At 68.8% G+C, this 24,072-nt stretch carries 17 protein-coding genes; 11 read left to right on the top strand and 6 right to left on the bottom strand.

All coding sequences use genetic code 11. The features are described from left to right. The first annotated feature begins 44 nt into the window (after positions 1 to 44). Together AC5Y5V_RS20360 and dnaE are read left to right on the top strand one after the other, a co-directional pair. Positions 45 to 476 (top strand): type II toxin-antitoxin system Rv0910 family toxin, encoded by a 432-nt coding sequence (locus AC5Y5V_RS20360; RefSeq protein ID WP_499939085.1) that lies wholly within the window; start codon positions 45 to 47, stop codon positions 474 to 476. Between the two features lie 79 nt (positions 477 to 555). After that, entirely contained in the window at positions 556 to 4,101 is a 3,546-nt protein-coding gene (gene dnaE, locus AC5Y5V_RS20355; RefSeq protein WP_499939082.1) for a DNA polymerase III subunit alpha, read from the top strand. A gap of 7 nt (positions 4,102 to 4,108) precedes the next feature. On the opposite strand, the gene AC5Y5V_RS20350 is transcribed toward dnaE, so the two are convergent. Next, complete coding sequence (locus tag AC5Y5V_RS20350) at positions 4,109 to 4,549, bottom strand: PPOX class F420-dependent oxidoreductase (protein WP_499939078.1); 441 nt, start codon at positions 4,547 to 4,549, stop codon at positions 4,109 to 4,111. Positions 4,550 to 4,602: 53 nt separating this feature from the next. Between AC5Y5V_RS20350 and AC5Y5V_RS20345 the strand changes: the two genes are divergently transcribed. The 7 genes from AC5Y5V_RS20345 to ilvA all read left to right on the top strand — a co-directional run bounded on the left by AC5Y5V_RS20345 (position 4,603) and on the right by ilvA (position 14,118). Further along, positions 4,603 to 4,977: a MerR family transcriptional regulator gene (locus AC5Y5V_RS20345; RefSeq protein WP_499939074.1), complete on the top strand. Its 375-nt coding sequence runs from the start codon at positions 4,603 to 4,605 to the stop codon at positions 4,975 to 4,977. 142 nt (positions 4,978 to 5,119) lie between these two features. After that, positions 5,120 to 8,281 (top strand): ATP-binding protein, encoded by a 3,162-nt coding sequence (locus tag AC5Y5V_RS20340; RefSeq protein ID WP_499939070.1) that lies wholly within the window; start codon positions 5,120 to 5,122, stop codon positions 8,279 to 8,281. A gap of 45 nt (positions 8,282 to 8,326) precedes the next feature. Then, complete coding sequence (gene fadD11, locus AC5Y5V_RS20335) at positions 8,327 to 10,150, top strand: fatty acid--CoA ligase FadD11 (RefSeq protein ID WP_499939066.1); 1,824 nt, start codon at positions 8,327 to 8,329, stop codon at positions 10,148 to 10,150. Beyond that, the gene (locus AC5Y5V_RS20330) at positions 10,147 to 12,006 is read left to right on the top strand and encodes a lysophospholipid acyltransferase (RefSeq protein ID WP_499939063.1); all 1,860 of its coding nucleotides are present in this window, start codon (positions 10,147 to 10,149) and stop codon (positions 12,004 to 12,006) included. The genes fadD11 and AC5Y5V_RS20330 overlap by 4 nt, the downstream gene beginning before the upstream one ends. A gap of 90 nt (positions 12,007 to 12,096) precedes the next feature. Beyond that, positions 12,097 to 12,330, top strand: coding sequence for a hypothetical protein (locus AC5Y5V_RS20325; RefSeq protein ID WP_499939059.1), 234 nt, complete (start codon positions 12,097 to 12,099; stop codon positions 12,328 to 12,330). A gap of 24 nt (positions 12,331 to 12,354) precedes the next feature. Further along, complete coding sequence (locus tag AC5Y5V_RS20320) at positions 12,355 to 12,792, top strand: nitroreductase family deazaflavin-dependent oxidoreductase (RefSeq protein ID WP_499939055.1); 438 nt, start codon at positions 12,355 to 12,357, stop codon at positions 12,790 to 12,792. A 33-nt stretch (positions 12,793 to 12,825) separates the two neighbouring features. Continuing rightward, entirely contained in the window at positions 12,826 to 14,118 is a 1,293-nt protein-coding gene (gene ilvA, locus AC5Y5V_RS20315; protein WP_499939050.1) for a threonine ammonia-lyase, read from the top strand. 88 nt (positions 14,119 to 14,206) lie between these two features. Here ilvA and AC5Y5V_RS20310 read toward each other — a convergent pair whose 3' ends face one another. After that, complete coding sequence (locus AC5Y5V_RS20310) at positions 14,207 to 14,851, bottom strand: pyridoxamine 5'-phosphate oxidase family protein (protein WP_499939047.1); 645 nt, start codon at positions 14,849 to 14,851, stop codon at positions 14,207 to 14,209. A 40-nt stretch (positions 14,852 to 14,891) separates the two neighbouring features. On the opposite strand from AC5Y5V_RS20310, the gene AC5Y5V_RS20305 reads away from it, so the two are divergent. Then, positions 14,892 to 16,217 carry an aminotransferase class I/II-fold pyridoxal phosphate-dependent enzyme gene (locus AC5Y5V_RS20305; RefSeq protein ID WP_499939045.1) on the top strand — a complete coding sequence of 442 codons (1,326 nt, stop codon included), beginning with the start codon at positions 14,892 to 14,894 and terminating at the stop codon, positions 16,215 to 16,217. 82 nt (positions 16,218 to 16,299) lie between these two features. Continuing rightward, complete coding sequence (locus tag AC5Y5V_RS20300; RefSeq protein WP_499939042.1) at positions 16,300 to 17,352, top strand: DUF6670 family protein; 1,053 nt, start codon at positions 16,300 to 16,302, stop codon at positions 17,350 to 17,352. On the opposite strand, the gene AC5Y5V_RS20295 is transcribed toward AC5Y5V_RS20300, so the two are convergent. The 4 genes from AC5Y5V_RS20295 to glgX are packed head-to-tail and all read right to left on the bottom strand — an operon-like array spanning position 17,322 to position 24,062. Further along, positions 17,322 to 17,789 carry a hypothetical protein gene (locus tag AC5Y5V_RS20295; RefSeq protein WP_499939039.1) on the bottom strand — a complete coding sequence of 156 codons (468 nt, stop codon included), beginning with the start codon at positions 17,787 to 17,789 and terminating at the stop codon, positions 17,322 to 17,324. The two genes, AC5Y5V_RS20300 and AC5Y5V_RS20295, sit on opposite strands and share 31 nt — an antisense overlap. 56 nt (positions 17,790 to 17,845) lie before the next feature. Then, positions 17,846 to 19,576 (bottom strand): malto-oligosyltrehalose trehalohydrolase, encoded by a 1,731-nt coding sequence (gene treZ / locus AC5Y5V_RS20290; RefSeq protein WP_499939037.1) that lies wholly within the window; start codon positions 19,574 to 19,576, stop codon positions 17,846 to 17,848. Next, positions 19,569 to 21,869, bottom strand: coding sequence for a malto-oligosyltrehalose synthase (treY, locus tag AC5Y5V_RS20285; RefSeq protein ID WP_499939034.1), 2,301 nt, complete (start codon positions 21,867 to 21,869; stop codon positions 19,569 to 19,571). Before treY ends, treZ begins: the two co-directional genes overlap by 8 nt. A 3-nt stretch (positions 21,870 to 21,872) precedes the next feature. Beyond that, positions 21,873 to 24,062, bottom strand: a complete 2,190-nt coding sequence (gene glgX / locus AC5Y5V_RS20280; RefSeq protein WP_499939032.1) for a glycogen debranching protein GlgX — start codon at positions 24,060 to 24,062, stop codon at positions 21,873 to 21,875. Positions 24,063 to 24,072: the final 10 nt, after the last annotated feature.

The raw sequence follows: 24,072 nt of genomic DNA, 5'->3' as shown, positions 1-24,072 counted from the left end.
TCAAAATTGACCGCGGAGGTCGCAGTGGGGTTACGCTCGCGCGCATGGCCTCCGTTGAGCTGACCTCCGACGTCCCGATGAGCCCGCAGGAAATGTGGGAGCACGTCTCGGACCTGTCCGAACTGGGTGAATGGCTCGTCATGCACGAAGCGTGGCGCAGCGACGTGCCCGACGAGATCGGCGAGGGCACCGAGATCATCGGCGTGGCCCGGTCCAAGGGGTTGCGCAACCGGGTGACGTGGACGGTGACGAAGTGGGATCCGCCACACGCGGTCGCCATGTCGGGGGCCGGCAAGGGCGGCGCGAAGTACGGCGTGACGGTGACGGTGACGCCGAACAGGGACGGATCCACCATGGGTCTGCGCCTGGAACTGGGCGGCCGCGCGCTGTTCGGCCCGGTGGGGTCCGCCGCGGCCCGGGCGGTCAAAGGCGACGTGGAGAAGTCGCTGAGGAATTTCGTCGAGCGCTACGCGTAACGGCGCCCGAAATTCGGGGCAGACACGTTCCGCGACACGCCCGAAACGTGTCGGCCGCCCGTCCTAGACTGGCGACCCTATGAACCACCCGTCGTTCGTGCACCTGCACAACCACACCGAGTACTCGATGCTGGACGGTGCCGCGAAGATCACCCCGATGCTGGCCGAGGCGCAACGGCTGGAGATGCCCGCGATCGGCATGACCGACCACGGAAACATGTTCGGCGCCAGCGAGTTCTACAACTCGGCCACCAAGGTCGGGATCAAGCCGATCATCGGCGTCGAGGCCTACATCGCCCCGGGGTCCAGGTTCGACACCCGCCGGATCACCTGGGGTGATCCCAGCCAGAAGTCCGACGACGTCTCGGGCAGCGGCTCGTACACGCACATGACGATGATGGCCGAGACCGCCACCGGCCTGCGCAACCTGTTCAAGCTGTCCTCACTGGCCTCCTTCGAGGGCCAGCTCGGCAAGTGGTCCCGGATGGACGCCGAACTCATCGCCGAACACGCCGAAGGCATCATCGCCACCACCGGCTGCCCGTCCGGCGAGGTGCAGACCAGGCTGCGGCTGGGCCATGAGCGCGAGGCGCTGGAGTCCGCCGCGAAGTGGCGCGAGATCTTCGGGCCCCAGAACTTCTTCCTCGAGCTGATGGACCACGGGCTGTCCATCGAGACGCGGGTCCGCGAGGGCCTGCTCGAGATCGGCCGCAAGCTCGGCATTCCGCCGCTGGCCACCAACGACTGCCACTACGTCACCCGCGACGCCTCGCACAACCACGAGGCCCTGCTGTGCGTGCAGACCGGCAAGACGCTGTCGGATCCCAACCGGTTCAAGTTCGACGGCGACGGTTACTACCTCAAGTCCGCGGCAGAGATGCGCAAGCTCTGGGACGACGAGGTGCCCGGCGCGTGCGATTCCACCCTGCTGATCGCCGAGCGCGTGCAGCCCTACGCCGACGTGTGGACGCCGCGCGACCGGATGCCGGTCTTCCCTGTGCCCGAAGGGCATGACCAGGGGTCGTGGCTGCGGCACGAGGTCATGGCCGGGCTGCAGCGGCGCTTTCCGTCCGGGGTCGGCCAGGACTACATCGACCGGGCCGAGTACGAGATCAAAGTCATCTGCGACAAGGGTTTCCCGGCCTACTTCCTGATCGTCGCCGACCTGATCAACTACGCCCGCTCGGTCGACATCCGGGTCGGGCCGGGCCGCGGTTCGGCCGCGGGGTCGCTGGTGGCCTACGCGATGGGCATCACCAACATCGACCCGATCCCGCACGGCCTGCTGTTCGAACGCTTCCTCAACCCGGAACGCCCGTCGGCGCCCGACATCGACATCGACTTCGACGACCGGCGGCGCGGTGAGATGGTGCGCTACGCCGCCGACAAGTGGGGCTCCGACCGCGTCGCCCAGGTCATCACCTTCGGCACCATCAAAACGAAAGCGGCCCTCAAGGATTCCGCTCGGATCCACTACGGGCAGCCCGGGTTCGCGATCGCGGACCGGATCACCAAGGCGCTGCCGCCGCCGATCATGGCCAAGGACATTCCGCTGTCGGGCATCACCGACCCGGCGCATGAGCGCTACAAGGAGGCCGCGGAGGTCCGCAGCCTGATCGAAACCGACCCCGACGTCCGCACCATCTACCAGACGGCACGCGGTCTCGAGGGGCTGATCCGCAACGCCGGGGTGCACGCGTGTGCGGTGATCATGAGCAGCGAGCCGCTGACGGAGGCCATCCCGCTGTGGAAGCGGCCGCAGGACGGCGCCGTCATCACCGGCTGGGACTACCCGTCGTGCGAGGCCATCGGCCTGCTGAAGATGGACTTCCTGGGCCTGCGGAACCTGACGATCATCGGCGACGCGATCGAGAACATCAAGGCCAACCGGGGAATCGACCTCGACCTGGAATCCGTGCCGCTGGACGACAAGCCCACCTATGAGTTGCTGGGCCGCGGCGACACCCTGGGGGTGTTCCAGCTCGACGGCGGGCCGATGCGCGACCTGCTGCGCCGCATGCAGCCCACCGAATTCAACGACATCGTCGCCGTGCTGGCGCTGTACCGGCCCGGCCCGATGGGCATGAACGCCCACAACGACTACGCCGACCGGAAGAACAACCGCCAGCCGATCAAGCCGATCCACCCCGAGCTGGAGGAGCCGCTGCGCGAGATCCTCTCCGAGACCTACGGCCTGATCGTCTACCAAGAGCAGATCATGTTCATCGCCCAGAAGGTCGCCTCGTACACGATGGGTAAGGCCGACGCGCTGCGCAAGGCGATGGGCAAAAAGAAGCTCGAGGTGCTCGAGGCGGAGTACAAGGGCTTCTACGACGGCATGACCGCCAACGGGTTCTCCGAAAAAGCGGTGAAAGCGTTGTGGGACACCATTCTTCCGTTCGCCGGCTATGCGTTCAACAAGTCGCACGCGGCGGGCTACGGGCTGGTCTCCTACTGGACCGCCTACCTGAAGGCCAACTACCCGGCCGAGTACATGGCCGGGCTGCTCACCTCCGTCGGCGACGACAAGGACAAGGCCGCCGTCTACCTGGCCGACTGCCGCAAGCTGGGCATCACGGTGCTGCCGCCCGACGTCAACGAGTCGCTGGTGAACTTCGCGTCGGTGGGCAAGGACATCCGCTTCGGCCTGGGCGCGGTGCGCAACGTCGGCGCCAACGTGGTCGGCTCGCTGATCGGCACCCGCAGCAGCAAGGGCAAGTTCACCGACTTCTCCGACTACCTGAACAAGATCGACATCTCGGCCTGCAACAAGAAGGTCACCGAGTCGCTGATCAAGGCGGGCGCCTTCGATTCGCTCGGGCATGCCCGCAAGGGTCTTTTCCTGGTGCACACCGACGCCGTCGACTCGGTGCTGGGCACCAAGAAGGCCGAGGCGATGGGGCAGTTCGACCTGTTCGGGGGCTGGGATGACGGCGCGGACGGCGCCGCCGACGCGGTGTTCACCATCAAGGTGCCCGAGGACGAGTGGGAGGACAAGCACAAGCTCGCCCTGGAGCGCGAGATGCTGGGCCTCTACGTCTCCGGGCACCCGCTCAACAAGGTCGCGCACCTGCTCGCGGCCCAGGTCGACACCGCGATCCCGGCCATCCTGGACGGCGACATCGCCAACGACACCCAGGTCCGGGTGGGCGGCATCCTGGCCTCGGTCAACCGGCGGGTCAACAAGAACGGAATGCCCTGGGCGTCAGCGCAGTTGGAAGACCTCACCGGCGGCATCGAGGTGATGTTCTTTCCGCACACGTACTCCAACTACGGCGCCGAGATCGCCGACGACGCGGTGGTGCTGGTCAACGCCAAGGTGGCGATCCGCGACGACCGCATCAGCCTGATCGCCAATGAGCTGGTGGTGCCCGACTTCTCCAGCGCGCAGGCGGACCGGCCGCTGTCGGTCAGCCTGCCCACGCGGCAGTGCACCCACGACAAGGTGAGCGCGCTCAAGCAGGTGCTGACCCGCCACCCTGGGACGTCGCAAGTGCACCTGCGGCTGATCAGCGGGGAGCGGATCACCACGCTGGAGCTGGATCAGTCTTTGCGCGTCACGCCCTCGCCGGCGCTGATGGGCGACCTCAAGGCGCTGCTCGGCCCGGGTTGCCTGGGCGGCTAGCGGCTGCTCAGGCGACGTCCACCCGGACAATCGCGCTGTCCGCCCACACTCCGCGGTCGCGTGCGCGCCGCAGCTTCTCGCGCAGCGGCAGATCGCGATGCACGTTGGTCACACCCGGAATCCTGAGCAGCGGGACGATGTTCCACTGCCAGCCATACCGCTTGTGCAGCAAGCGATTGGCCCGTTGGGCGTCGTCGCCGGACAGGATCGTGGCGCGGCCCCCAACGCTCGTCGCGCCAGGCGCGACCCGGCCGCGGTAGTCGCAGGCGACGAGTTCGACGTCCGGTCGCGCGGTCAGCCGTCGAGTCTTGGGCCCGACCTTGGTGCGGAACAGCAGCGCGTCGCCGTCGAGCGCGAACCAGATCGGGGTGTCGACGGGGGATCCGTCGCGGCGGAACGACCGAAGCTGCGCGTACCGGCCGGCCGTGAGTTCGTGGAGTGTGTGCATGCCCCACAGTCAATGACTTAGAGTTGGCTCGAAGTCAAGCCTGGGAGGCCCCGATGCGCCTGACCATCGGCGAAGTGGCCCGCGAATCCGGCGTCGCGGCAACCACATTGCGCTACTACGAGCAGATCGGCCTGGTGGCGGCGCCGGCGCGCCAGGCCGGTCAGCGCCGCTACGAGCGCTCGGTGCTGGCCCGCCTCGAGGTGATCCGCCTGTGCAAGTCCGCCGGATTCGCGCTGGAGGAGATCCAGCTGCTGTTCGCCGACGACGAGCCCGGCCGTCCGGCGAGCCGCGCGCTGGCCGAGGCCAAACTCGCCGAGATCGATGCCCAGCTGGAGTCGTTGGTGCGGGCCCGGGCGGTCATCGAGTGGGGAATGCGCTGCACGTGCCCGTCGATCGACGCCTGCTCGTGTGGCATTCACGGCGCCTAGCCGGCCGAGTCGGGCGGTTGGCCCCCGAGTGTGACGCTGGCCGGGCGGGCGGGCGGCGGGCGTGCGGCGGGCCGCACACTCGGCGGCCGGGCGCGGCCTATTGTTGGCGCATCGGGTGGGCACGCGAAACCGAGAGGCCCGGATGACTGTGGAGTCCACATGCACCGCGTGTGGAACTGAACTGCGGGCGAATGCGCGGTTCTGCGATGGCTGCGGAGCGCCTGTGACGCCGCAGAAGTCGGCCGAATACAAGCAGGTGACCGTGCTCTTCGCCGACGTGGTGCACTCGATGGGCATCGCCGCGGAGGTCGGCGCGGAACGCCTGCGCGAGATCATGACCGAGCTGTTCGACCGGTGCGCGGCGATCGTCAACCGCTACCGCGGCACCGTGGACAAGTTCACCGGCGACGGCATCATGGCGATCTTCGGCGCGCCGATCGCGCTGGAGGATCACGCGCTGCGCGCCTGCCTGACCGCCCTGGACATTCAGGATGCGATGACGGCGCTCGCCGCGGAGGTGCAGGCCAGGGACGGCATCGGTGTGCAACTGCGCGTCGGGCTGAACTCCGGCGAGGTGATCGCGGGCGACATCGGTTCGAGGTCATGGAGCTACACCGCGGTGGGTCATCAGGTCGGTATGGCGCAGCGGATGGAGTCGGCGGCGCCGCCCGGTGGGGTGATGCTCAGCGAGTCGACCGCCCGCCTGGTCGCGGACGCCGCCATCCTCGGCGAACAGGAAAGGGTCGACATCAAGGGCTCCGGCGAGCCGGTGATCGCCCGACGGCTGCTGGGCATCCGGACCGGGCGCCGGCCCGAGGGGCGACGGGTGTCCGCGCTGGTGGGGCGCAAGTGGGAGCTGGCGGTGCTGACCGCGATGCTCGATCAGTCGATCGAGGGCCGCGGTTGCGTGGTGCGGATCATCGGTCCGGCCGGCATCGGCAAGAGCCGGATCGTCGCCGAGACGGCGGCGATCGCGGCGGCCCGCGGTTTCGCGGTGTTCGCGACCTACTGCGAGTCGCACACCAGCGAGGTCCCGTTCCTGGTGCTGGAGCGGCTGATGCGCGCGGCGTTCGGGGTCGACGGCCTCGAGGCCGCGCATGCCCGCGCGGTCCTGCGGGACCGGGTGCCCGGCGCCGACGCCGACGACCGGGTGATCCTCGAAGACTCGCTCGGCATCCGCGACCCCGCCGACGAGCTACCCGACATCGCCCCCGACGCCCGTCGACGGCGGCTGATAGCCCTGGTGAACGCGGCCGTGCTGGCCCGGACGACGCCGTGCGTCTACGTCATCGAGGACGTGAACTGGATCGACCCGATCAGCGACAGCCTGCTGGCCGACTTCCTGGCGGTCGTCCCGCAGACCCCGTCGCTGGTGCTGATCACCTATCGCCCCGAGTACCGCGGCGAGTTGAGTCATACTGCCGGTGCCCAGACGATTTCGCTTGCGCCGCTTGACGATGCAGAATCCGCGGACCTGGTCGCGCAGCTGCTGGGTAGCGACCCTTCGATTGCCGGGCTGGCCGCGAGAATCGGCGAACGGGCCGCGGGCAACCCGTTCTTCGTCGAGGAGATCGTGCGTGACCTCTGCGACCGGGGCGTGCTGGAGGGTGCGCGCGGTCAGCACGTCAACGCCGGCGGTGTCACCGACGTTTCGGTGCCGGCGACTCTGCAGGCCGCGATAGCCGCCCGCATCGACCGCCTCGACCCGGCGGCGAAGCAGACGTTGTACGCCGCGTCGGTGATCGGCTTCCGTTTCCGCGAGGACCTGCTGGCGAAGTTGGCGGATCGCACGACCCTGGCCCGCCTGATGCATGCCGAACTCGTCGAACAGATCAGCTTCACGCCGGTCGCCGAGTACGCCTTCCACCAGCCGCTGATCCAGGCGGTGGCCTACCAGTCGCAGCTGAAGGCGGGCCGCGTCGCGCTGCACCGGCGAGTGGCGGCGGCGATCGCGGAGCGCGACCCGGCTTCCGCCGAGGAAAACGCCGCCCTGATCGCCGAGCACCTGGAGCTGGCCGGCGACCTGCAGGAGGCGTTCGGCTGGCACATGCGGGCCGCGAACTGGATGACCCGCCGCGACGTCGGCGCCGCGCGCATGTCCTGGCAGCGCGCACGGCACGTGGCGGACCGGTTGCCCGCCGAAGCGCGCGGGCGGGCGGCGATGCGGATCGCCCCGCGCGCGCTGCTGTGTGTCAGCGTCTGGCGGGTCGGCGGCAGCATCGAGGACACCGGCTTCGAGGAACTGCAGGAGTTGGCGACCGCCGCGGGGGACAAGGCGTCGCTGGCGATCGGCATGGCCGGACAGGTGTTTGCGCTCGCGGTCTACGGACGCTACCGGGAGGCGTCCAAACGGGTGCCCGAACTGCTCAATGTCGGTGACTCCATCCGCAATTCGACGTTGACGGTGGCGCTCCTGATCGCGGCCCTGATCGCGAAGTTCGGCACCGGCGAACTCACCGAGGTGCGGCGCCTGGCGCAGCGGATCGTCGATGACACCGACGGGGATCCGCAGGCGGGCAATGTCCTGATCGATTCGCCGATGACGGTCGCGGTCACCCTGCGCGCCGCCGCGGCGATGTGCGAGGGCGCGCCGGCGTGGAAGGACGGCGTCGACCAGGCGGTGCCCCTGTGCGCGGAGTTCGAACCCGGGGTACGCGCCGTCCTGTTGCTGTACGTCTACGGAATCGGGGTGGCCAACGGACTGCTGGTGCCCGACGAGGAGATGCTGCGCGAGTCGGAGGAGACCCTGCGCGTCGCCGATGAGCGCGGCGACGAGTTCGCGCTCGCGTCGGCCCGATTCCTGCGCGGCCTCATATTGGCGCAATACGACGGCCCACGACGCGCCGACGGACTCGAACTGCTCGAGCAGTCCCGCGAGACCGCCCTGCGCGACCGCGCGAATCAGGCGGCGCTGCAACAGCTCAAGATCGAACGAGCCAAGGAGGAAGCGCGCCGTGGCGATCTCGACAATGCGGTGACGCTGCTGCGCGCGGTTGTCGAGGACCAGTTCCGGACCGATTCGATGATGTTTCTCGGTGCCGGCGTCACGGCGTTGGTGGAATCACTGCTGGGCCGCGGCGCACCGGCGGACGTGCGGGAGGCGGCCGCGGCCATCGATCAGCTCGCCGCGGTGCCGACCGAAGAGCAGTTCGTGTTGTTCGACGTCACGCTGCTGCGGCTGCGCGCGTTGCTGGCGCGCGCCCGCGGCGACGACGCCGCCTACCGCGATTTCGCCGAACGGTATACGAGCGCCGCCGCGGTACACGGCTTCGAAGGCCATCAGGCGTTGGCCCGGCTTCTGTAGCGGACGTACGCTCACCGATATGCGGGCAAATTTAGGAGAACGGATATGACCACTACCGAACGTCCCGCCACCATGTGCGAAGCGTTCCAGCGCACCGCGGCGATCGACCCGGACGCCGTGGCACTTCGCACACCCGGTGACGCCCAGACGCTCACCTGGCGCGAGTACGCCGAGCAGGTGCGCAAGGTCGCGGGCGGGCTCACCGGCCTGGGCGTCCGGCGTGGCGACACGGTCTCGCTCATGATGGGCAACCGGGTCGAGTTCTATCCCCTCGAGGTGGGCGCCCAACACGTCGGCGCCACATCGTTTTCCGTGTACAACACGCTGCCCGCCGAGCAACTGACCTACGTCTTCGACAACGCCGGCACCAAGGTCGCGATCTGCGAGGAGCAGTACGTCGACCGCATCCGGGCCAGCGGCGCACCCATCGAGCACATCGTCTGCATCGACGGCAAGCCCGACGGCACGCTGTCGGTGGACGACCTGTATGCGGCCGCACCCGACGACTTCGACTTCGAGTCGACCTGGCGCGCGGTGCAACCCGACGACATCGTCACGCTCATCTACACCTCCGGCACCACGGGCAACCCCAAGGGCGTCGAAATGACGCACACCAGCCTGCTGTTCGAGGGTTACGGACTCGACGGGGTGCTCGGCGTCGAATTCGGTGACCGGATCACGTCGTTCCTGCCCTCGGCACACATCGCCGACCGGATGTGCTGCCTGTACATGCAGGAGATTTTCGGCACCCAGATCACCACGGTGTCCGACGCGCGCGCGATCGTGGCGGCCCTGCCCGACGTCCGGCCAACCGTATGGGGCGCGGTCCCCCGAGTATGGGAAAAGCTCAAGGCCGGAATCGAATTCATGGTCAGCCACGAGACCGACGACACCAAGCGGCAGGCGCTGGACTGGGCCATGGCGGTGGCCGCCAAACGCGCTGAGGCGCTGCTGGCCGGCGAGCCGATGTCGGACGAGTTGGCCGCCGAATGGGCGCAGGCCGACGACTTGGTGCTGTCCAAGCTGCGCGAGAAGCTCGGTTTCGGCGAACTTCGATGGGCGGTTTCGGGAGCGGCGCCGATCCCGCGGGAGACCCTCGCGTTCTTCAGCAGCATCGGCATGCCGATCGCCGAGCTCTGGGGCATGTCCGAGCTGAGCTGTGCTGCGACCGTGTGCCATCCGCGCGAGGCGCGGTTGGGCACCGTCGGCAAGCTCCTGCCCGGGCTCGAGGGCAGGGTCGCCGACGACGGCGAGTACCTGGTGCGCGGTCCGCTGGTGATGAAGGGCTACCGCAAGGAACCCGCCAAGACCGCCGAGGCGATCGACGCCGACGGGTGGCTGCACACCGGCGACGTCTTCGAGGTCGACGACGACGGCTATCTGCGGATCGTCGACCGCAAGAAGGAACTGATCATCAACGCGGCCGGAAAGAACATGTCGCCGGCCAACATCGAGAACACCATCGTGGCGGCGTGCCCGATGGTCGGCGTGATGATCACGATCGGTGACGGGCAGCCGTACAACACCGCGCTGATGGTGTTCGACGGCGACTCCGTCGGACCACTCGCGGCGCGGCACGGGCTCGACGCCTCTCCCGCGGCCCTGGCGGCCCACCCGGAGGTGATCGCTCAGATCGCCGCCGGCGTGGCCGCCGGCAACGCCAAACTGGCGCGCGTCGAGCAGATCAAGCGCTTCCGCATCCTGCCCACGTTGTGGGAGCCGGGCGGCGACGAGATCACGCTCACCATGAAGCTCAAGCGCCGCCCCATCATGACGAAATACGCCGCCGAGATCGAGCAACTCTACGTGCGTGAGCGGCATCCGGACGTCCACGAGCCGGCCGACGCGACGACGGTGCAACCGGCGTGAACGCCAGACCCACCTCGACGGTGCGAAAGCTGCTGCAGCGCACCGGGCTTGTCGATGAATCGGTGACGGCGCTGGCCTCCGACCCGCCGGAGGTGGCCCAGGTGCTGGGCGCCGCGTGGTACGGGGAGCGGCTGCAGAAGCTGGCGGCCGAGCTCGGCCGTGACCCCGAGGAGGTGCGCGTCGAGGCCGCGGGCTATCTGCGCGAGGTGGCGGCCACCCGCGACGAGCGCGCGGTGGAGGCGTGGCGCGGGTTCAGCCGCTGGCTGATGCGGGCCTACGACGTGCTGGTCGACGAGGACCAAATCGCGCAGCTGCGCAAGCTGGACCGCAAAGCGACGCTGGCGTTCGCGTTCTCGCACCGGTCCTACCTGGATGGCATGCTGTTGCCGGAGGTGATCCAGGCCAACCGGCTCTCGCCGGCATCGACCTTCGGCGGGGCGAACCTCAACTTCTTCCCCATGGGCGGCATCGCCAAGCGCACCGGGACGATCTTCATCCGTCGTCAGACCAAAGACATTCCGGTGTACCGGTTCGTGTTACGCGCCTATACCGCGCAGCTGGTGCAGAACCACGTCAACCTGACCTGGTCGATCGAGGGCGGCCGGACCCGGACCGGCAAGCTGCGCCCGCCGGTGTTCGGCATCCTGCGCTACATCACCGACGCCGTCGACGAAATCGACGGCCCCGAAGTGTATTTGGTGCCGACCTCGATCGTCTACGACCAGCTGCACGAGGTCGAGGCGATGACCACCGAGGCCTACGGCGCGACGAAGCGGCCGGAGGACTTCCGCTTCCTGGTCCGGCTCGCCCGCCAGCAGGGGGAGCGGCTGGGCCGTGCCTACCTCGACTTCGGTGAACCGCTGCCCCTGCGCAAGCGGCTGGAGGAGCTGCGCGGCGAGGATTCCGGCACCGGGACCGAAATCGAGCGCATCGCACTGGATGTGGAACACCGGATCAACCGCGCGACACCGGTCACGCCCACCGCGGTGGTCAGCCTCGCGCTGCTGGGCGCGGACCGCTCGCTGTCCATCAGCCAGGTGCTGGCGACGGTGCAGCCGCTGGCCAGCTACATCGCGGCGCGGAACTGGTCGGTGGCCGGCGCCGCCGATCTGACGAACCGTTCGACGATCCGCTGGACGCTGCACCAGCTCGTCGCCTCCGGCGTGGTCAGCGTCTACGACGCCGGAACCGAGGCGGTGTGGGGCATCGGCGAGCACCAACATCTGGTCGCCGCGTTCTACCGCAACACCGCGATCCACATCCTGGTCGACCGCGCGATCGCCGAGACCGCGTTGCTGGCGGCGTCGGAGTATTCGGCCAACGGCTCGGTGCTGCCGGTGACCGTGCGCGACGAGGCGCTGCGACTGCGCGAGCTGCTCAAGTTCGAGTTCCTGTTCTCCGCCCGCGCGCAGTTCGAGAAGGATCTGGCCGACGAGGTGCGCCTGATCGGGCCGGTGGAGGACACCAGCAAGCCCGTCGCCGCCGCCGAGGTGCGCCGGCTGCTGGAATCGGCGGACCTGCTGCTCGCGCACTTGGTGTTGCGGCCGTTCCTGGACGCCTACCACATCGTCGCCGACCGGCTGGCCGCCTACGAGGACGAGTCGTTCGACGAGGACAGCTTTCTCGCGGAATGCCTTCAGGTGGGCCAGCAGTGGGAGCTGCAACGCCGGATCGCCAGCGCCGAGTCGCGGTCGATGGAGCTGTTCAAGACCGCGCTGCGGCTGGCCCGGCACCGCGAGCTGATCGACAGCCCCGATCCGGGCGGCATCGCGCAGCGCCGGCGCGAGTTCGCCGACGAGATCGCCACCGCGATCCGTCGGGTCAACGTGATCGCCGAGCTGGCCCGCGCTCGATAGGTCGCCGGCTTCGTCAAAACGAGTACGCGTGAGCCCCCGTCGGCTTAAGCTGTGATCTCGGTCACACGCCTATCGGAGGGAGGCGGGGTGATGAGTGTATTGACCACGCATTTCCCCAAGCAGAAGGCGCCGTGCGGGCGCCACGCACACGGCGATCACCATGTCGAGGGCGACGAAGAGGGCTTGTCATACGACGACCTCAGATATGCCTGCGGCTGCCGCGAGATCCGGCACGTCTACCACGACGGGTCGATCCGCATCCGGACGGTTCGGCACAACGGGAAAGTGCTGCGCGACGAGCGCTCCGGCGATCACGAGGCCTGAGTCCGACCGCCTACAGTGGTTGGCATGCCCCTGTCAGGTGAATACGCCCCGAGCCCGCTCGACTGGTCCCGCGAACAAGCCGATAAGTACACCGAATCCGGTGGAACCGAAGGCGTGGATCTCAAGGGCATGCCGGTCATCCTGCTGACCACGGTCGGCGCCAAGACCGGCAAGCTCCGCAAGACGCCGCTGATGCGCGTCGAACACAACGGTGAGTACGCGATCGTCGCGTCGCTCGGCGGCGCGCCGAAGAATCCCGTCTGGTACTACAACGTCGCCAAGAACCCGCGGGTGGAGTTGCAGGACGGCACCGTCACCGGCGACTACGACGCCCGCGAGGTGTTCGGCGACGAGAAGGCGACCTGGTGGGAGCGCGCGGTGGCGGCGTACCCGGACTACGCGGACTACCAGAAACGGACCGACCGGCAGATCCCGGTGTTCGTGCTGACCCCGGTGAGCTGACCTGCCCGTCGGGCGGCATGGCACCATTGACCGGTGTCCGCTGAACTGAGCCAGAGCGCGAGTAGGTCGCCGCTTCCCCTGCTCTCTGGGGCGGACATCGACGGAGCGGCGAAGCGGATCGCTCCCGTCGTCGCGCCCACCCCGCTGCAGCTCAGCGAGCGATTGTCGGACATCACCGGCGCGACCGTCTACCTCAAGCGCGAGGACCTGCAGGTCGTGCGCTCCTACAAGCTGCGCGGCGCCTACAACCTGCTGGTTCAGCTGACCGATGAGGAACTGGCCGCCGGAGTGGTCTGCTCGTCGGCGGGCAACCACGCCCAGGGTTTCGCGTATGCGTGCCGGTCGCTGGGTGTGCACGGCCGCGTCTATGTGCCGGCCAAGACGCCCAAGCAGAAGCGGGACCGCATTCGCTACCACGGTCGGGAGTTCATCGAGCTGATCGTCGGGGGGTCTACCTACGACCTGGCCGCCGAGGCGGCCCGCGCCGACGTCGGACGCACCGGCGCCACGCTGGTCCCGCCGTACGACGACCTGCGCACCATGGCCGGTCAGGGCACCATCGCCGTCGAGGTGCTGGCGGAGCTGGCTGACGAGCCGGACCTGGTGGTGGTCCCGGTCGGCGGCGGGGGTTGCATCGCCGGCGTCACCACCTACCTCGCCGAGCGGACCACAAACACCGCGGTGCTGGGGATCGAACCGGCCGGGGCCGCCGCCATGATGGCCGCGCTGGCCGCGGGGGAGCCGGTGACGCTGGACCACGTCGATCAATTCGTCGACGGTGCCGCGGTCAACCGCGCCGGCGCGCTGCCGTATGCCGCGCTGGCCGCGGCCGGGGACATGGTGTCGATCACCACCGTCGACGAGGGTGCGGTGTGCACCGCGATGCTGGACCTGTATCAGAACGAGGGGATCATCGCCGAGCCGGCGGGTGCGCTGTCCGTCGCGGGCCTGCTGGAAGCCGACATCGAGCCCGGATCCACCGTGGTTTGCCTGATTTCGGGCGGCAACAACGACGTGTCGCGCTACGGCGAGGTGCTGGAGCGCTCGCTGGTGCACCTCGGTCTGAAGCACTACTTCCTGGTCGACTTCCCGCAGGAGCCGGGCGCGTTGCGGCGGTTCCTCGACGAGGTGCTCGGGCCCAACGACGACATCACGCTGTTCGAGTACGTCAAGCGCAACAACCGCGAGACCGGTGAGGCGCTGGTCGGGGTTCAGCTGGGGTCGGCCGCCGACCTGGAAGGTCTACTGGCCCGGATGCGCGCGACCGAGATGCACGTCGAATCCCTGCAACCGGGTTCGCCGGCGTACCGTTACCTGCTGCTCTGACTCTTTCGCCTTTCGCCCTCGCCCGCGAGGACGCAGATGTGCGGGGCCTGCGGCGTGTCGGCGGGCATCTCCGCACGCTCGCTCGGCGTCAGCGCAGGTACGGCGGCAGCGGGGTAGCGGGGTCGAGGCCGCCGTCGGGCACGGGCGTCCCGGCGGCCAGGCGCAGCGGCACCAACCCGGCCCAGTGCGGCAGCGCCAGGTCGTCGGCGTCGTCGACGACGCCGCCGTCGCGCACCTTGGCCGAGACTTCGACGAGGTCCAGGGCGAGCACCGAGGTGGCGGCGAGTTCGCGGGCGCTCGGGGGCCGGCAATCGGCGGCGCGGCCGGGCCGGACGTGGTCGATCAGCGCGTGCAGCGCCCGCCTCTTCTGCGACTCGTCGTCGACGATGTGCGCGTTGCCCACCACGACGACCGAGCGGTAGTTGAGCGAATGGTGCATCGCCGAGCGTGCCAGCACCAGCGCGTCGATCAGGGTCGCGGTGACGCAGATCGTCACGCCGGACAGCCTCGCCGCGAGCATCGGGCCGCTGCCTGAGGAGCCGTGGATATAGAGCGTCTCGCCAACGCGGGCGTGGGTGGTCGGCAGGACCACCGGTGTCCCGTCGTTGACGTAGCCCAAGTGGCAGATCAGGGCCTCGTCGAGGATGCGATGGACGGTGTCGCGGTCGTAGCGCGCGCGTTCCCGGTACCGGGTTGGCGTCGTTCGCGGGGTCGGGGGGTACGCGGTCTCCATCACATTGCCCTTTAGATTGTTCTAGTACATACTCGATAACATGCCAGTACAACACAGCATAACCGGGACCGGCGCTGAGGCGATAGCGGCCAGCGTCGAAGAGGGCATTTCCGAGGGTGCCCTGGCGCCCGGGGACACGCTGCCGCCGATCCGGGAGGTCGCGAGCGAACTCGGGGTGAACCCGAACACGGTGGCCGCCGCGTACCGCCTGCTGCGCGATCGGGGGGCGGTCGAAACGGCGGGGCGGCGCGGCACCCGGGTGCGGGACCGGCCGGCGACCACGCCGCGGTCGTTGCTCACCCTCGACGTCCCCGACGGTGCGCGCGATCTGTCCACCGGCAACCCGGACCCCGCGCGGTTGCCGATCGCCAACGCGCAACTCGACCTGCCGGCGGGCAAGCCCCTGTTGTACGGGCAATCGGCGATTTCGACCGAGTTGCTCGAGCACGCCCGCGACACCCTGACCGAAGATGCCGTGCCGGCGGAGCATCTCGCGGTGACCAGCGGCGCGCTGGACGGGATCGAGCGGGTCCTCGCCGCCCACCTGCGGCCGGGTGACCGGGTCGCCGTCGAGGATCCGGGCTGGGCGAATCTGCTGGATTTGCTTGCCGCGCTGGGGCTTTCCGCCGAGCCGGTAGAGGTCGACGACAACGGTCCGGTGATCCTCAGCATGGCCCGCGCGCTGCGCCGCGGTGTGCAGGCCGTCATCGTCACCACCCGGGCGCAGAACCCGACGGGCGCGGCGCTGTCCGCGGGCCGCGCCGCCACGCTGCGGGGCCTGTTGGCCGGCAAGACCAGAGACGTGCTCGTGATCGAGGACGACCACTGCGCCGGCATCTCCGGGGTGCGACTGCACACGTTGGCCGGGTCGACGCGCCGCTGGGCGTTCGTGCGGTCGGCGTCGAAGGCCTACGGACCCGACCTGCGCCTCGCCGTCGTCGCCGGGGACCGGCGCACCATCGAGCGGGTGCACGGACGGCTGCGGCTCGGGCCGGGCTGGGTGAGCCACCTGCTGCAGGACCTCGCCGTCCGCCTGTGGTCGGACGACGCGGCGACCGGCCTCGTCGAGGAAGCGCAGGAGCGATACGCCAACAACCGCAATCGGTTACGGTCCGCGCTGGCCGAGCGGGATGTGGCCGCGCACGGCCGGTCCGGTCTCAACGTCTGGGTGCCGGTTCCCGACGAGACGACGGCGATCACCCGGTTGCTCAATGCGGGCTGGGCGGCGGCGCCGGGCACCCGGTTCCGCATCGAGTCGGCCCCCGGCATGCGGATCACGGTCGCGGACCTGTCCTACGGGGAGATCGAGCCGCTGGCGGATGCGATCGCCGAGGCGGTGCACGGCACCGGCCGATCCAGCGTCTAACTTGCGCGAGCAGACGCAAAAGTCCCCGAAAACCTTGAAATTTGGGTGCTTTTGCGTCTGCTCGTGCAGGATGAGGACCGCCATGCGCAACGCGATCAACACCGCCGCCGCCTTTCTCGAACCGCGTATCAACCGGGTCAAGGCGATGAGCCAACGTCCTTACGACCCACGGCTGTCGCCCGCGCCGCCCAGCGGGCGCTGGGCGATCGTGCACTACGGCGTGATGATCCCCGGCGTCGCCGAGCCGTTCCGCTTCCTGACCAACATCGTGATCCTCGGCACCGCTCGTCGGGTTCCGGCGTGGAACAACGCGCCGCTACTCGACGGAGCGCCCGCCTCCGACAGCGCCTGGGTTCTGACCGGGTCGGCCATCCAGTCCGACGCGTTCCACCGGTACAGCATCGAACGCGACTGCGATCTGGCGCCGGACGGCTCGCGACTGCGGTTCGGTGACCAACTGTCGATCGTCGGCCGCCCCGACGGCCGATCTGGCGCCGCCGCGGAGCCCGTGCGGCTGGCGATCCGCGAGGGTGATCTCGTCGCGGACGTCGAATTGCGTCCGACGAACCTGATCACGCATTTCGTTCATCTGCCCGGCGCCTACGAGCACTGGGGTGTGCTGTGCCACGTCGATGCCGCGATCTCGTCCGCGGCCGATCCGTCGGTTTCGGTGCACCATTGCGGGCTGGGCAGCTATGAATACGCGCGCGGGATGAACCTGCCCCTGCCGATCAAGTTCTTCACCTACCAGATCGTCAACGTCGACGCGCGCACACAGGTCCTGTTCTCCGACGTCGGGGGACCGCGGGGCTTTCCGCTGCTGCGAAAGGTCAACGTGCGCAGCACCGACGGCGAGAACTCAGCCTTCACCCGCGGCGTCGTCCACGAGATCCACACGCGGCTGACACCCCAACTCACCCCCGCGGGTGACCGCATGCGGCTTCCGGAGACGTTCACCTGGTCGGTGGCCGACGACGATGGCTCGGAGCTGGTCACCATCCACGGCCGCAGCAACGACGATTTCAGCTTCGGGCTCGGCGCCGGCTTCGCGGGCAGCTACAGCTACACGGGAGCCTTCCGGGGCGCCCCGATCGAGGGCACCGGCTACATCGAATGGTGTGACGACAAAGTGTGATCCCCGCTGGCGCATTCGACGAGCAGCAGCGACTCGTCGTTGGCCCGAAAGATCGGTTCGAGCGGAATCCCGAGTCGCTCGGCCATCTCGGACAACAACTTGGCCCACAACCGCTCGGCGGAGGAGACCGGCCCTTGGCCGGGACCGGTCAGCAGAAGCGCCACGGTGGTGCCCGGCGCCATGTCGTCCAGCAGCGTGCGCAGCGCCGACATGAGATTGCGGGGGATTCGGGCACGCGGTCGCGGGGTGATCGGGAGCTGGATGAGCTGTTTGACCAGACGACGGTCCGGCCCGACAAAGGCCGTCCACAGCAGCCTTTCGCCAAACCCCAACGGCCCCATCAGGGCGCGCCAGCGTTCGCAGAGATCGGCGGTCGAGTACGCGGGATCGGTCGCGGTTTCGGTGGGCGGGATGGGGAGCAGCTCGTGATGACTCATGCGCGCATCCTGCGCGGTGGCCCCGCCGCCGGTATTCACCTATCCACAGCCTCGCGCTAGGAACGCAGGATCGCGAACGAGTGGGCGGGCAGCTCGGTGGCGTCGGCGCCGACGGTCGGCGGTTCCCAGGCCAGCACCGGCTCGCCGCTGACCGGCACGGCCACCGGCTCGGCGGCCAGGTTGCAGGCGATCGACAGCCGGTTGCGGCGCAACACTATCCAGCGCTCGGCTTCGTCGTAGTCGACGGTAAACCTCCCCAGCCAGGGGTCGGCGAGGTCGGGCTCGGTGCGGCGCAGGGCGATCAGATCGCGGTAGGCGCCAAGCAGCCGTTCGTGGTCGCCGGTGCGGACCTCGTCCCAGTCCAGCTTGGAGCGCTGGAAGGTCTGCGGGTCCTGCGGATCGGGAATCTCGTCGGCGTCCCAGCCGTGTTCGGCGAACTCGGCTTTGCGGCCCTCGGCGGTGGCGCGGGCCAACTCGGGCTCGGGATGCGAGCTGAAGAACTGGAACGGCGTCGACGCTCCCCATTCCTCGCCCATGAAAAGCATTGCGGTGTAGGGGGATCCGAGCACCAGTGCGGCCTTGACGGCCAGCTGCCCGACGGTCAGGTTCTGCGACGGACGATCGCCCAGGGCGCGGTTGCCGACCTGGTCGTGGGTGCAGGTGTAGGCGAGCAGCCGCGTGGCCGGGATCCCGGATCCCTCAGTGACATCCAGCGGACGGCCGTGCCGGCGCCGCCGAAACGACGAGTAGGTGCCGGCGTGGAAGAAGCCGTGCCGCAGCGTCTGCACCAGCGTCGCCAGCGAACCGAAATCCGCGTAGTAGCCCTGACGTTCGCCGGACACGGCGGTGTGGATGGCGTGGTGAATGTCGTCGGCCCACTGCGCCGTGACGCCGTAGCCGCCGCGGTCGCGGGCGGTGATCAGCCGCGGGTCGTTCATGTCACTCTCGGCAACCAGCGACAGCGGGCGGCCCAACTGCTTTGACAGCCAGTCGGTCTCGGTCGCCAGCTCCTCGAGGATGTGCACGGCGGTGGTGTCCACCAGGGCGTGCACGGCGTCCAGGCGCAGCCCGTCGGCGTGGAAATCGCGCATCCAGCGCAGCGCGCACCCGATGATGTAGCGCCGCACCTCGTCGGAGTCGGCGTCGGCGATGTTGATGCCCTCGCCCCACGGGTTGCTGCCCGACGACAGGTACGGACCGAACCGCGGCAGATAATTGCCCGACGGGCCGAGGTGGTTGAACACCGCGTCGATCAGCACGCCCAGGCCCCGGGCGTGGCAGGCGTCGACCAATCGGACCAGGCCGTCCGGCCCGCCGTAGGGCTCATGCACGCTGTACCACAGCACCCCGTCGTAGCCCCAACCATGCACGCCGGCAAAGGAATTGACCGGCATCAGCTCGACGAAGTCGACGCCCAATGCCACCAGGTAGTCCAGCTTCTCGATCGCGGCGTCGAAGGTCCCGGCGGCCGTGAACGTGCCGACATGCAGTTCGTAGATCACCGCGCCCTCGACCGACCGCCCCGCCCAATCGCCGTCGGTCCAGTTGGCCGCCCGGGGATCCCACAGCTGCGAGCGCTCGTGCACCCCGTCGGGCTGACGCGCCGAGCGCGGGTCAGGCAGCACCTTGGGGTCGTCGTCGAGCAGGAACCCGTAGCGGGCGTCCGGCGGCGCGTCGACGTCCGCGTGCCACCAGCCGTCGTCGGAGCGGGTCATGGCATGCACCGAACCGTCCACGTCGAGGCGCACCCGCTCCGGCCGCGGCGCCCACACCCGGAATTCAGGCATTATCGCGCTCCAACAGCACCACCGGCAGCGCCGCGAACAGTTCGGCGGCCGACGTCGGTCCGCTGGCCATGGCGCCGGTGAGCCGGTCCGTCCAGGAACCGGGCGGCAGCGGCAGCACGGTGTTGCCCCAGCCGGTGTCGGCCAGCCGGACCGTCCAGCGTGTGACCGCGACCAGGATGTCGTCGCCGCGCAGGAACGCCACCACGTGATCGGCGGCCTCGCCGTCAGCCAGCACGGGAAGGTATCCGCCGTGCAGGAAAGTGTCCGGGCGGGCGCGCCGCATCCGCAGGGCGGTGGTGACGACCCGAATCTTGGGATGCTCCAACTCCTGCAGGGCTGCGCGTCGCGCGGCGTAGTCGACCTCGCGCCGGTTGTCGGGGTCGACGAGGCTGTCGTCCCATAGCTCGGTGCCTTGGTAGACGTCGGGGATGCCCGGGACGGTCAGCGACAGCAGCTTCTGGCCCAACGCGTCGCTCGCGGCGTGTGGGTTGAGCCGCGCCACCAGCTCGGTCAACTGGGACGCCACGGGCCCGTCCAGCACCGTGTCCAGCCAGGCGTGCACGGCGTCCTCGAAGGCACTGTCCGGGTCGTTCCAGGTGGTGTGCCAGGCCGCCTCGCGGATGGCCTTCTCGGCGTAGCCGTGCAACCGGTCGCGCAGTTCGCGGGTCACCTCGCCGCTCACCGGCCACACCCCGAAGATGTTCTGCCACAGAAACTGTCCGGTCGCCGGATCGGGGGAGGGCGCGGCGATCTCCCAGCGCGCGACGAACTCCGTCCACAGCGACGGCACCTGCGACAGCACGCCGATGCGGGCGCGGACGTCCTCGCCGCGCTTGGTGTCGTGGGTGGTCAGCGTGCACATGGTCTGCGGCCACAGCCGGGCGCGGGTCGCGGCGCTGTGGTGAAACTCCGCGGCGCCCACCCCGAACCGATGCGGTTCGCCGCCCACCTCGTTCAGCGAGACCAGCCGCGCATCGCGGTAGAACAGGCAGTCCTCGACGGCCTTGGCGGTGACCGCGCCGCAGAGCTGCTGCAGGCGGGTGGCGGGCTCGCCGCCGCGGGCCAGGGCGGCGGCCACCACCTGCAGCGCCGGACCCAGTTGCGGCTGCGCAGACTGGGTTTCGGCCAACGCGGTGGGCAGGATCGCGGCCAGGCCGCGGTAGTCGCTGCGGTAGACGTCGACATGGGTCAGCAGCGCGGCCACCGCGTCGGGCAGCAACGGATCGTCGGCCCCGGCAGCGGACACGATGCTGCGGTGCAGCCGGCGCAACTCGCTGGCCAGAGTGTCCGTCGCGGCGCGGATCTTGAGCTCGCTCAACAGCTGCGGCATCGCGCCATAGTCCAGGCCGGCCGATTCGACCAGCGCGGTCAGCGCCGCTTCACCGTCGGGATCGACGAAGATGCCGCCGACCTCGCGCAGCACGTCGTAGCCGGTGGTGCCCGCCACCGGCAGCGTCGGCTCGAGCGCCTCGTCGACGGCCAGGATCTTCTCGATCACGATCCAGGGCTGCGGCCCCAACAACTCGCGAAGCCACGTCAAATAGCCTGCGGGATCCGACAACCCGTCGGGATGGTCGATCCGCACGCCGTCGACGAGACCCTCGCTGACCCACCGGGCCACCTCGGCGTGACTGGCGTCGAACACCGCCCGGTCCTCTTGGCGCAGCCCCGCCAGCGAAGTGATAGAGAAAAACCGGCGATAGCCCACGGTTCCGTTGCGCCAGCCCACCAGCCGGTAGTGCTGGCGGTCGTGCACCTCGGGACCGCTGCCGTCAGCGGTGCCCGGCGCGATCGGTAGCGCCAGGCCGCCCAGGCGCAGCAGGTCACCGTCCACCGTCAGGTCGTCCGCGTCGTCGTCGGAGCCCAGCACCGGCAACACGATCCGGCCGGAATCGTCCAACTCCCAGTCGATGTCGAAGAACGACGCGTACTGCGACGACCGGCCGTTGCGCAACACGTCCCACCACCACGGGTTCTGTTCGGGCTGGTCGATGCCGACGTGGTTGGGCACGATGTCGACGACCAGCCCGATGCCGCGGGCCTTTGCCGCCGCCGACAGCCGGGCCAGGCCGTCGGCTCCGCCGAGCTCGGGGGACACCGTCGTCGGGTCCGTGACGTCGTAGCCGTGCGTAGACCCGCCGACCGCGGTCAGGATCGGGGACAGGTACAGATGCGACACCCCGAGCTCCTCGAGGTAGTCCAGCAGTTTTTCGGCGTCGGCGAAGGTGAACGCGAACCCGCTGTCGGCGCCGCGCAGCTGCACCCGATAGGTAGAGAGCACCGGAAAAGTCATGTGTCAGGCGGTCTTACGGAGCACGAGCAGGGAACGTCCGGGCAGCGAGATCTTCTCGTCCGCGGCCATCACGCGCGCGGTGTCGCAGTCGACGTCGTTGGTGTCGAGTTCCACGGTCCACTGCGCGGCGTAGTCGTGGGAAGGGATGACGAAGCCGACCGCGCCCTGATGGGAGTTGAAGCACAACAAAAACGAATCGTCCACCACCCGCTGGCCGCGCGAGTCGGGGGCGTCGAGGGCATCGCCGTTGAGGAACACCCCGATGCACTTGTGGCCGCTGGTGTTCCACTCCTCGGGGGTCATCTCCGTGCCGTACGGCGTGAACCAGGCGATGTCGCGGACCTCGTCGCCGGTTCGGATCGGCTTGCCCTCGAAGAAGCGGCGCCGGCGAAACACCGGATGGTTGCGACGCAGGCTGCTCGCCTTGCGGGCGAACGCGAACAGGTCGGAGTTCTTGTCCACCAACGACCAGTCCATCCAGGCCACCTCGGAGTCCTGGCAGTAGACGTTGTTGTTGCCCAGTTGGGTGCGGCCGATCTCGTCGCCGTGGGCGATCATCGGCGTTCCCTGGCTGATCATCAGGGTGGCCCAGAAGTTGCGCATCTGACGGCAGCGCAAATCCACGATGTCGGGGTCGTCGGTGGGGCCCTCGACGCCGCAGTTCCACGACCGGTTGTGGCTTTCGCCGTCGCGGTTGTCCTCGCCGTTGGCCTCGTTGTGCTTCTCGTTGTAGGAGACGAGGTCGTGCAGGGTGAATCCGTCGTGGGCGGTGACGAAGTTGATGCTCGCGCTGGGACGCCGGCCGGTCACCTCGTAGAGGTCCGACGAGCCGGTAAGGCGGGAGGCGAACTCCCCGAGGGTCGCGGGCTCACCCCGCCAGTAGTCACGCACAGTATCGCGATACTTCCCGTTCCACTCGGTCCACAAACCCGGAAAGTTTCCGACCTGGTAGCCGCCCTCGCCGACGTCCCATGGTTCGGCGATCAATTTGACCTGGCTGACCACGGGATCCTGCTGCACGAGATCGAAAAACGCGGACAGCCGGTCCACGTCGTAGAACTCGCGGGCCAGCGTGGACGCCAGGTCGAACCGGAACCCATCGACGTGCATTTCCAGCACCCAGTACCTCAGCGAGTCCATGATCAGCTGCAGGGTGTGCGGATGACGCGCGTTGAGGCTGTTGCCGGTGCCGGTGAAGTCCTTGTACAGCCGCAGGTCGCCGTCGACGAGCCGGTAGTACGCCTTGTTGTCGATGCCGCGGAAGTTGATGGTCGGGCCCAGGTGGTTGCCTTCGGCGGTGTGGTTGTAGACCACGTCGAGGATGACCTCGATGCCCGCCTGGTGCAGGCTGCGGACCATCATCTTGAACTCAGCCACCGCGCTGCCGGCCTGCCGCGACGACGCGTACTGGTAGTGCGGTGCGAAGAACCCGAATGTGTTGTAGCCCCAGTAGTTTCGCAGGCCGAGTTCCAGCAGGCGCTGATCGTGCAGGAACTGGTGTACCGGCATCAGCTCGAGCGCGGTGACGTTCAGCGACTTGAGGTGGTCGATGATCGCCGGGTGGGCCAGGCCGGCGTAGGTGCCGCGCAGTTCGTCGGGGACGCCGGGGTGGGTCTGCGTCATGCCCTTGACGTGCGCCTCGTAGATCACCGTCTCGTGGTACGGGGTGAGTGGCGCCCGGTCGAAGCCCCAGTCGAAGAAGGGATTGATCACCACGCTGGTCATGGTGTGGCCGAGCGAGTCGACCATGGGCGGAGTGCCGGTCTCCGTCGAGTTCCCCTCGGGGCCAACGGCGTTGAGGTCGTAGGAGAACAGCGCCTGGCCAAACGTGAAGTCGCCGTCGAACGCCTTGCCGTAGGGGTCGAGCAGCAGCTTGCTCGGGTCGCACCGATGACCGGCCGCGGGGTCGAACGGACCGTGCACCCGGAAGCCGTAGCGCTGGCCCGGGGTGATGTTGGGTACGTACGCGTGCCAGACGTAGCCGTCGACCTCGTCGAGGGGGATCCGCGTCTCTTGGCCGCTCTCGGCGATCAGGCACAGATCCACCTGACTGGCGATCTCGGAGAACAGCGAAAAGTTGGTGCCGGCACCGTCATAGGTGGCCCCGAGCGGGTAGGCGGTACCCGGCCACACCCTGGGCAGCGTCGGTTCGGTGCCTCCAGAGCCTTCGGAGCCGTTCGAGCCGTTCGACATCACTAAGACC

It is taken from the genome of Mycobacterium sp. NGS68, assembly GCF_059812195.1.
The sequence above is the reverse complement of the archived record's forward strand: the minus strand, read 5'-3'. Positions and strand labels throughout refer to the sequence as shown.

What these genes read in the sequence shown, in the direction of transcription:
- AC5Y5V_RS20360 (WP_499939085.1), top strand. Translation starts at nt 45, where the DNA reads ATGGCCTCCGTTGAGCTGACCTCCGACGTCCCGATGAGCCCGCAGGAA.
- dnaE (WP_499939082.1), top strand. Translation starts at nt 556, where the DNA reads ATGAACCACCCGTCGTTCGTGCACCTGCACAACCACACCGAGTACTCG.
- AC5Y5V_RS20350 (WP_499939078.1), bottom strand. Translation starts at nt 4,549, where the DNA reads ATGCACACACTCCACGAACTCACGGCCGGCCGGTACGCGCAGCTTCGG.
- AC5Y5V_RS20345 (WP_499939074.1), top strand. Translation starts at nt 4,603, where the DNA reads ATGCGCCTGACCATCGGCGAAGTGGCCCGCGAATCCGGCGTCGCGGCA.
- AC5Y5V_RS20340 (WP_499939070.1), top strand. Translation starts at nt 5,120, where the DNA reads ATGACTGTGGAGTCCACATGCACCGCGTGTGGAACTGAACTGCGGGCG.
- fadD11 (WP_499939066.1), top strand. Translation starts at nt 8,327, where the DNA reads ATGACCACTACCGAACGTCCCGCCACCATGTGCGAAGCGTTCCAGCGC.
- AC5Y5V_RS20325 (WP_499939059.1), top strand. Translation starts at nt 12,097, where the DNA reads ATGAGTGTATTGACCACGCATTTCCCCAAGCAGAAGGCGCCGTGCGGG.
- AC5Y5V_RS20320 (WP_499939055.1), top strand. Translation starts at nt 12,355, where the DNA reads ATGCCCCTGTCAGGTGAATACGCCCCGAGCCCGCTCGACTGGTCCCGC.
- AC5Y5V_RS20310 (WP_499939047.1), bottom strand. Translation starts at nt 14,851, where the DNA reads ATGGAGACCGCGTACCCCCCGACCCCGCGAACGACGCCAACCCGGTAC.
- AC5Y5V_RS20305 (WP_499939045.1), top strand. Translation starts at nt 14,892, where the DNA reads ATGCCAGTACAACACAGCATAACCGGGACCGGCGCTGAGGCGATAGCG.
- AC5Y5V_RS20300 (WP_499939042.1), top strand. Translation starts at nt 16,300, where the DNA reads ATGCGCAACGCGATCAACACCGCCGCCGCCTTTCTCGAACCGCGTATC.
- AC5Y5V_RS20295 (WP_499939039.1), bottom strand. Translation starts at nt 17,789, where the DNA reads ATGAGTCATCACGAGCTGCTCCCCATCCCGCCCACCGAAACCGCGACC.
- treZ (WP_499939037.1), bottom strand. Translation starts at nt 19,576, where the DNA reads ATGCCTGAATTCCGGGTGTGGGCGCCGCGGCCGGAGCGGGTGCGCCTC.
- treY (WP_499939034.1), bottom strand. Translation starts at nt 21,869, where the DNA reads ATGACTTTTCCGGTGCTCTCTACCTATCGGGTGCAGCTGCGCGGCGCC.
- glgX (WP_499939032.1), bottom strand. Translation starts at nt 24,062, where the DNA reads ATGTCGAACGGCTCGAACGGCTCCGAAGGCTCTGGAGGCACCGAACCG.